Origin of the sequence: Pseudomonas sp., from assembly GCF_049645325.1 — a bacterium.
Lineage (GTDB): Bacteria > Pseudomonadota > Gammaproteobacteria > Pseudomonadales > Pseudomonadaceae > Aquipseudomonas.
Map to the genome: position 1 here is coordinate 1 of NZ_JBARTQ010000706.1, position 7947 is coordinate 7947.

General features: G+C 60.6%; 5 protein-coding genes. 2 read left to right on the forward strand and 3 right to left on the reverse strand.

Going from position 1 to position 7947, the window contains the following annotated elements; genetic code table 11:
* Window positions 1–45: 45 nt before the first annotated feature.
* Together WBB95_RS30050 and WBB95_RS30055 are read right to left on the reverse strand one after the other, a co-directional pair.
* Complete coding sequence (locus WBB95_RS30050; protein WP_424490893.1) at window positions 46–2682, reverse strand: MGH1-like glycoside hydrolase domain-containing protein; 2637 nt, start codon at window positions 2680–2682, stop codon at window positions 46–48.
* Between the two features lie 157 nt (window positions 2683–2839).
* Window positions 2840–4249, reverse strand: a complete 1410-nt coding sequence (locus tag WBB95_RS30055; RefSeq protein WP_424490894.1) for an OprD family outer membrane porin — start codon at window positions 4247–4249, stop codon at window positions 2840–2842.
* A 287-nt stretch (window positions 4250–4536) separates the two neighbouring features.
* Between WBB95_RS30055 and hglS the strand changes: the two genes are divergently transcribed.
* Window positions 4537–5913 (forward strand): 2-oxoadipate dioxygenase/decarboxylase HglS, encoded by a 1377-nt coding sequence (gene hglS, locus WBB95_RS30060; protein WP_424490895.1) that lies wholly within the window; start codon window positions 4537–4539, stop codon window positions 5911–5913.
* 158 nt (window positions 5914–6071) lie between these two features.
* Here the strand turns inward: hglS and WBB95_RS30065 are convergent, their stop codons facing one another.
* Window positions 6072–6296 (reverse strand): DUF465 domain-containing protein, encoded by a 225-nt coding sequence (locus WBB95_RS30065; protein ID WP_424490896.1) that lies wholly within the window; start codon window positions 6294–6296, stop codon window positions 6072–6074.
* 186 nt (window positions 6297–6482) lie between these two features.
* On the opposite strand from WBB95_RS30065, the gene WBB95_RS30070 reads away from it, so the two are divergent.
* On the forward strand, window positions 6483–7947 hold a 1465-nt coding region (locus WBB95_RS30070), incomplete at its 3' end, for a transketolase family protein (RefSeq protein WP_424490897.1).

Below are 7947 nucleotides of genomic sequence, written 5' to 3' on the forward strand. Positions count from 1 at the left end.
CATTCGCGAGCAAGCCCGCTCCCACATTTTTTTCTACGGTGTTATTTAGATTTTTGGTTGTAACAGCAACGCCACCAGCGCACTCCACCCCGTCTGATGCGAAGCCCCCAACCCCCGCCCGGTTTCCCCATGAAAATACTCATGAAACAACACCAGGTCGCGGCTGGCCGGGTCAGCCTCCAACTGCGCATACCCCGCCATCGAAGGCCGCAACCCATTTTCATCACGCAGAAACAAGCGCGTCAGGCGTTGACTGAGGCTGTCAGCCACCTCCTCCAGGGACGCCAGATAACCACTTCCCGTCGGGTACTCCACCGAAAAGTTATCCGCGTAGTACCGGTGAAACTCACGCAGCGATTCGATCAGCATGTAATTCACCGGCATCCACAACGGCCCGCGCCAATTGGAGTTGCCGCCGTATAAACGCGAGTCGGACTCACCGGGCTGGTAACGCGCGCAGAGAGTGTCGCCGTTCATCTTCAGCGCCAGCGGCTGTTCGGCGAAGGCCTTGGACAAGGAGCGCACACCAAAGGCCGACAAAAACTCATTGTCATCGAGCATGCGCCGCAACAGGTCCTTGGTCCGCTCGCCGCGCAACAATGCCAGCAGCAGGCGGTTGCCCTGCCCCGGCTCGTTCCAGCGCGACACCAGTTTGGCCAGGTCGGGCCGGTGTTTCATGAAGCCCAGCAAACGCTCGCGCAAGCCCTCCAGCCCTTCATGCTCACGCTGTTCCAGCACCAGCACCGCAAACAGCGGCATCAGGCCGACAATCGAGCGCAGGCGCACGGGTTCGTTCTGGCCATCGGGGCGGTGCAGCACATCGTAGAAAAACTGGTCCTGCTCGTCCCACAGGCCTTCGGCGCTGTCGTCGACGCGGTTGATGGCCCCGGCGATATACAGGAAGTGCTCGAAAAACTTCACGGCGATATCGACGTAGACGACATTGCGCTTGGCCAGCTCCAGACCGATGCGCATCAGGTCCAGCGCATAGGCCGCAACCCACGCGGTGCCATCCGCCTGATCCAGCTGATAACCCGGCGGCAAGGTGGCCGAGCGGTCGAACAAGGCAATGTTGTCCAAGCCGAGGAACCCGCCCTGGAACAGGTTGCGGCCCTCGGCGTCCTTGCGATTGACCCACCAGGAAAAATTCAACAGCAGCTTATGGAAAATTCGCTCAAGGAAATCCATATCGCCTACGCCGGTCAGCGCCTTGTCCTGCTGGTACACGCGCCAACTGGCCCAGGCATGCACCGGCGGGTTGGCGTCGTCGAAACGCCATTCATAAGCCGGCAACTGGCCGTTGGGGTGCATGAAGCGGTCTTTGACCAGCAGCAACAACTGCTGCTTGGCATACCCCGGGTCGATGAGTGCAATCGCCACCGCCTGGAAGCCCTGGTCCCATGAGGCGTACCAGGGGTATTCCCAGGTGTCGGGCATGGTCAGGATGTCGAAGTTGGACAAGTGCCGCCAATGCGTGTTGCGGATATGCAGGCGTTCGGGCGGCGGCGCCGGCTGGGCCGGGTCACCGTCGAGCCACTGGTTGACGTCAAAATAATAGAGCTGCTTGGACCACAGCAAACCGGCCAGGGCCTGGCGCTGCACATTGCGCGCGTCGTCATCGGCAATGCCGTGTTGCAGGGCCGCGTAGAAGTCGTCGGCCTCCTGACGACGTAGCTCAAACAGCTTGCGCGCATTGACCTCCGGCGCGTCCGCAGGCGCAAAACGCAGGTAAACCGTCTTGCTCTCCAGGCCCGCCAGTTCGAGGATGAACCGTGCAGCGACCTTGGTGCCCACGTCTCGACGGATCGCCGATTGAACGCCACCCGCCACGTAATCGTTGATGCCGTCCTTGAACGGGCCCGGCGCCGGCTGCCCGTCCAGTTTGGGATAGTTGCTCTCGTTCTCGCAGAACAGCCATTCCAGCCCGTCCTGACCCCAGGCGCTGAGATGCCGATCGGGCAGTTCATGGTGACGGGCCAGCACGTGCGGGCCTTCAAGCGTCAAGCGCGGCTTGGGCGCGTCAAAGGTCCAGCTCCAGTCATTGCGTGCCCACAGCTGGGGCAGCACGTGCAGACGCGTCGGCTGGTCCGAGCGGTTATGCACCGTGACGCGCATGAAAATATCGTCTGGCTGGTGCTTGGCGTATTCGACGCTGACATCACAGTAGCGGTTATCTTCAAACACACCGGTGTCGAGAATCTCGTACTCCGCATCCTCAAGCCCGCGGCGAGCGTTTTCAGTGGTCAGGTCGGCATAGGGAAACGCGGCATGCGGGTATTTGTAGAGCATGCGCATGTAGGCATGGCTCGGCACGCCATCGACGAAAAAGTACAGCTCCTTGACGTCTTCACCGTGGTTGCCCTCGGCGTTATTCAAGCCGAACAAGCGCTCCTTGATGATCGCGTCGCGCTCGTTCCAAAGTGCCAGGCCCAGGCACCAGCGTTGCGCCTTGTCACTGAAGCCGGCCAAGCCGTCCTCGCCCCAGCGGTAGGCGCGGCTGCGGGCATGTTCATGGGGAAAGTACGCCCAGGCGTCGCCGTCGGCGCTGTAGTCTTCGCGCACGGTGCCCCATTGGCGTTCACTCAAGTACGGGCCCCACTCGCGCCAGCGGTCGGCGTCTTGGGTCGCCAGGCGTTGGCCTTCAATCGTTTCAAGGATGTTGGTTACGGGCGTGGCCGGCATCGGGTCCTCCATCGCTGACACAGTGACGACCAGTGTAGAACCCATCCACGCCCGGATGCACATGAAGTCTCCTGCGTGCGCGCAAAAAAATGAGGCCGCTGATTAGGCGGCCTCACGTGTTCAAGCACGCCGACACTCGGCGTTCGCCTGCGCGTTCTTAGAAGATCGCGTAGGTGTAGTTGAAGATCAGGCGCGTTTGATCCTGATCGGCAGTGCCGGTGTTGTGACCGTGGTAAGTACCGGTCCGGAAGGTTGTACCGAAGCCTTTGAGCGGGCCTTCCTGTACGACGTAATCCAGGCGGAAGTCGGCTTCGTTTTCTTTCTGATCGGCGCCACCAGCCACTTTGGACTTGATGTCGGTACCGTCCAGGTAAGCAACGGAAGCCTTCAGACCCGGTACATAGGCCTTGAAGTCATACGAGTACTGACCGAAATTGACCTGCTCGCCCGCGCGGGAGAACTGGCCAACCACGGCGTCGGTGAACAGGTAGAAGTCGCTGCCGCCCGCGCCTTGTTGTTGTGGGTCGGCGATGCTGCCCTGGTTGACCCAGACGAAGCCACCGTCATCACTCACGCCGATGTGGCCAAGCATCAGGCTGCTGCCACCCAACTGGTAGGTGAACGCGGCGCTGTAGGTTTTGTTGTCCACTTCGCCGGCGTGTTTGGCATAGCCGCCGTTGTTGTTGAACGCGTAGCCGGCCGAGCCGTTCTTGCCGTCGCTGGTGCTGTCGAAATAGCGCAGGTCAGTCTTGAACGACTGGTCATTGCCCAGCGGCAGTACGTGGACCAGGCCGAAGTAGTTCTGTTTGTAGAAGTTCTCGAGATCAGCGTAGTAGTACTGCAACGTCAGGTTTTTCGCGATGACGTTGTCGGACGAACCAAACGGTTTGTAGTCCACGCCACCGAATTTGAAGCTGTCGCTGTCACGGCTGGCGCCGGCGACACTCAGGCCGGTGGAGTTGCTGGACGCACGGCCTTCGGCCTTGTTCAGCTCACCGCCGGTGAAGGTCACGTTCGGGATGTCGCTGGAGGTGAGGATGCCGCCGTCAAAGGTCTGCGGCGCCACACGGCTGTCGTTGGAAACCAGGATAGGCAGCACCGGGGCCAAACCACCACCGACGTGCAACTCAGTCTGGGAAATACGGAACTTCACGTTGCCCGCAGCGCGACCGAAGGAGTCAGCCGGCTCGGTGCCGTTGTTTTTGGTCGGGAAGAAGCTGTTGCCGTTACCGGCCAGGCCTGGGCCTGCAGCGTGGCCATCGCCACCGTCCAGACGCAAGGCGCCGAAGGCCATCACGTCAAATCCGACGCCAAGGGTGCCTTGGGTGAAGCCGGATTTGTAGTCAAAGCGCAGCAATGTTGCGGCTTCACGCAGATCGTTGTTGGTCCCCGAACGGTTATCTGCGCTGTAGTACATGGTCCGCGAACTGACGGCAGCATGGCTGTCTTCAAGGAACCCGCTGTGCCCCGTGCCCGTGCCCAAGGAGCCCAGGCCAAAATCATCGGCGCTGGCTTGTTGTGCAAGCAATGCGGCGGTGATGGATAACGCCAGTGTAGAAATTTTCATTAACGACAGCCCCTAAACATTTTTTTATGTGCGTTGTGTGCTGAACAGCTTTCATCCCTACAAACGTGACGATTGTTTCATGAGGACCGGGGCGCACCTCGTGAAGAATTAGTTAGGAAAGGCACCCGAAAATGAAATTTTCATACGCTCATTTTTTGTCATATTTGCGTCATTTCATTCATTTGCAGAATGAAGTCCTGAGGATTCTTCGTTTGCACGGACGCACGCAGGCCAACAGAATCCAGCAATCGATCACACCTCTGCCCACCGTGTTCAGGAATTTTTCTATGCCAACCACCGCTTATGTCAGCCCCGACGACATCCGCAAGGGCTTCTCCAAGGCCATGTCCGGCATGTACCGAGATGAAGTTCCACTGTATGGGGCGCTGATGGAACTGGTGGCGGAGACCAATGCACGGGTGTTGGCCGGTGATCCGGGCCTCGCCCGGCACCTGCAACGCACCGGCGAAAACCAGCGCCTGGACATGGAACGCCACGGCGCCATCCGCCTGGGCACCGCTGCGGAACTGGCCACCATCAGCCGCTTGTTTGCGGTAATGGGCATGCAGCCGGTGGGTTATTACGACCTGACTCCGGCGGGCGTGCCGGTGCACTCCACGGCGTTTCGCGCCGTGCATGAGCAGGCATTGCAAGCCAGCCCGTTCCGCGTATTTACCTCGCTGCTGCGCCTGGAACTGATCGAGAACCTGGAACTGCGTGCCTTCGCCGAAACGGCGCTGGCCAAGCGTTCGATCTTCACCCCCGGCGCCTTGGCGCTGATCGAGCAATACGAACAGGACGGCGGCCTCAACGCCGAAGACGCCGAGGCGTTCATTCACCAGGCCCTGGAAACGTTCCGCTGGCACCACACCGCCACCGTCACCGCCACGCAGTACCAGCAACTGAGCGATCAGCACCGGCTGATCGCCGACGTGGTGGCCTTCAAGGGCCCGCACATCAACCACCTGACACCGCGCACCCTGGATATCGACCAAGTGCAAGCCGCCATGCCCGGCAAGGGCATCACGCCAAAAGCCGTGATCGAAGGCCCGCCGCGCCGCCATTGCCCGATCTTGCTGCGCCAGACCAGCTTCAAAGCGCTCGACGAGCCGATCGCCTTCACCGATGCGCAAGGCAGCCATAGCGCGCGTTTCGGCGAGATCGAACAACGCGGCGTTGCGCTGACCCCCAAAGGCCGGGCGTTATACGACCAATTGCTGAATGCCGCGCGTGACGAACTGGGCACTTTTCCGAATGAGGGCAATGCTGTGCGTTATGTACAGTTGATGGAGCAGCACTTCCAGGCGTTTCCCGATGACCACGCGCAGATGCGCGAACAGGCATTGGCGTACTTCCGCTACTTCGTCACCGAGCAAGGCTTGGCGGCATGCGGCACAGCCCATCAGCCGCGTACGCTGGAGGCGCTGATCGCCGCCGGCCACATCGACGTGGAGCCGCTGGTGTATGAGGATTTTCTGCCGGTGAGTGCGGCGGGGATTTTCCAGTCCAACCTGGGCGATGCGGCGCAGAGTCACTACGCCGCCAACTCAAACCAAGTGGAGTTCGAGAAGGCACTGGGCCGTCAGACGCTTGATGAATTGACGCTGTATGGCGAGACGCAGCAGCGTTCCGTTGAGGCATGCACTCAAGCGCTGCTGGCGTAAAAGAGACAGGCCCACCCGGCTCACCAGCGCAATCCTTGCGCCGCAACAGTCCCCAGAGCCGGGTGGACGGGGCGCATCATAAGCAGTGAAAAGCGCCCTGTCCTTCAGACAATTCTGAACAAATGTGTCCGCTGCCTGTAGGAAAGCTAAGCCGTTCCTTACCCTAACTGTTTCACTATCTTGTCTTTGATCAGCAACCGCTTCTTCTTCAACTTCTCTAATTCGTCATCGGCCCCGCCTGACGACTCGAAAGCGAGCACCTCCTTGTCAGCGGCGTCGTATTGCTCAAGCAGCGAATTCAAACGGTCATCGCCCCTCCTGCGTTCGTGAACGACTTCCTTGGTCAAACCCAAGTCCTGATACAGGTCGTGTTTCACTGGCATGGACTACCTCCGCAAGTTGATCAATGGCCTACGCTTTTGAAGCTAGCCCATTACAAGGGGTCTTGTCATGTGTGAGGTCAAGGCGGCTGCGTTTGTCGCCCGTTCGTCGCGACTTGGGCGATGGGATCAAACCTTTGCTACGCCCTGCCCTCCACTGTAGATCGCCACCTGAGGGAGACAAGCTTCATGACTCATGCTGCCACCGCTGTCGACACCCAATGCATCAACACGATCCGCACCCTGGCCATGGACGCCGTGCAGAAGGCCAATTCCGGCCACCCCGGCACGCCCATGGGCCTGGCGCCAGTGGGTTATACGCTGTGGAGCCGCTTCCTGCGTTACCACCCCGAGCACCCCGACTGGCCCAACCGTGACCGGTTTGTGTTGTCGGTGGGGCATGCCTCGATGCTCCTGTATTCGCTGCTGCACCTGGCCGGCGTGGTCGAGATAGATGCGCACGGCAAACGCTCCGGCCTGCCAGCGATCAGCCTGGACGACATCAAGCAGTTTCGGCAAATGGGCTCCAAAACGCCTGGCCACCCTGAATACCGCATGACCACCGGCGTGGAAACCACCACTGGCCCACTGGGCCAAGGCTGCGCCAACAGTGTCGGCATGGCCATGGCCGAGCGCTGGCTCGGCAAACGTTTCAACCGCGATGGCCAGGTGCTGTTCGACTACAACGTCTACACCCTGTGTGGTGACGGCGACATGATGGAAGGCATCAGCAGCGAGGCCGCGTCACTGGCCGGGCACTTGAAGCTGGACAACCTGTGCTGGATCTACGACAACAACACCATCAGCATCGAGGGCCACACCGAGCTGGCGTTCAGCGAGGATGCGATCAAGCGTTTCCAGGCCTACGGCTGGCACACCGTGCACGTCACCGACGCCAATGACTTGCAGGCCCTGAGCCACGCCCTCGACACCTTCCAGGCGAATGCCGGGGCGCCGACCCTGATTGTCGTCGACAGCGTGATCGGCTACGGCTCGCCCCACAAACACAACACCGCTGCCGCCCACGGCGAACCGTTGGGTGAAGAAGAAATCCGCCTGACCAAAGCCGCGTATGGCTGGCCGCAAGACTCCAGCTTCCTGGTGCCCGATGAGGCCCGCGCCGTGTTGCGTGACGCGCTGCATGAACGCGCCGAGCCGTTATACGCGCAGTGGAACCAGACCCTGTCCCGCCTTGATCCGCAATTGGCCGATGAACTCAAACGGATGCGCGCAGGCGAAATGCCGGAACAGTGGCAGGCCGATCTGCCGGGCTTTGCAGCGGACGCCAAAGGCGTTGCCAGCCGGGCCTCGGGTGGCGAAGTGCTGAACGCGTTCGCCCAACACATTCCTTGGCTGCTGGGCGGTTCTGCCGACTTGTCGCCCTCGACCAAAACCAACCTCACCTTCGACGGCGCCGGGCGTTTCAGTGCCGACGACTACAGCGGGCGCAACCTGCACTTCGGCATCCGCGAACACGCCATGGGCGCAATAGCCAATGGCATGGCGCTGTCGTACCTGCGGCCGTACACCTCGACGTTCCTGGTGTTCAGCGACTACATGAAACCGCCGATCCGCCTGGCGGCAATCATGGAGTTGCCGGTGGTGTTCGTGTTTACCCATGACTCGATTGGCGTGGGTGAAGATGGGCCGACGC

Excerpts from the sequence above, each read along its gene's own strand:
- hglS (WP_424490895.1), top strand. The coding sequence starts at position 4,537 with ATGCCAACCACCGCTTATGTCAGCCCCGACGACATCCGCAAGGGCTTC.
- WBB95_RS30055 (WP_424490894.1), bottom strand. The coding sequence starts at position 4,249 with ATGAAAATTTCTACACTGGCGTTATCCATCACCGCCGCATTGCTTGCA.
- WBB95_RS30050 (WP_424490893.1), bottom strand. The coding sequence starts at position 2,682 with ATGCCGGCCACGCCCGTAACCAACATCCTTGAAACGATTGAAGGCCAA.
- WBB95_RS30065 (WP_424490896.1), bottom strand. The coding sequence starts at position 6,296 with ATGCCAGTGAAACACGACCTGTATCAGGACTTGGGTTTGACCAAGGAA.